Genomic DNA, 304 nt, shown 5'->3' with positions numbered 1-304 from the left:
TTCTGGTTCAGGATGGTATCAATGGCAATGGTCGTCTTCCCTGTCTGACGGTCTCCGATAATCAGCTCCCGCTGACCACGGCCGATTGGCACCAGGGCGTCAATGGCCTTCAGACCGGTCTGCAAAGGCTCCGATACAGACTTCCGCTGCATGACACCCGGAGCCGGTGTTTCTACCGGACGGGTCTTGTCCGTCGCAATCTCTCCCAGACCGTCAACCGGACGGCCCAGCGGATCCACAACGCGGCCAATCAGAGCATCTCCGACCGGAGCTTCCATAATCTTGCCTGTGCGGCGGATGCTGT

The 304-nt window shown here is 59.5% G+C and carries 1 pseudogene; it reads right to left on the bottom strand.

The annotated features are described in order from the left end of the window. Positions 1-304, bottom strand: a pseudogene (locus STRDD11_RS13450) (F0F1 ATP synthase subunit alpha); the annotation flags it as partial.

The organism is Streptococcus sp. DD11 (genome assembly GCF_001578865.1).
Classification (GTDB): Bacteria; Bacillota; Bacilli; order Lactobacillales; family Streptococcaceae; genus Streptococcus; species Streptococcus panodentis.
Note: the sequence above shows the minus strand (reverse complement) of the source record. Positions and strands in the feature narration are given on the sequence as shown.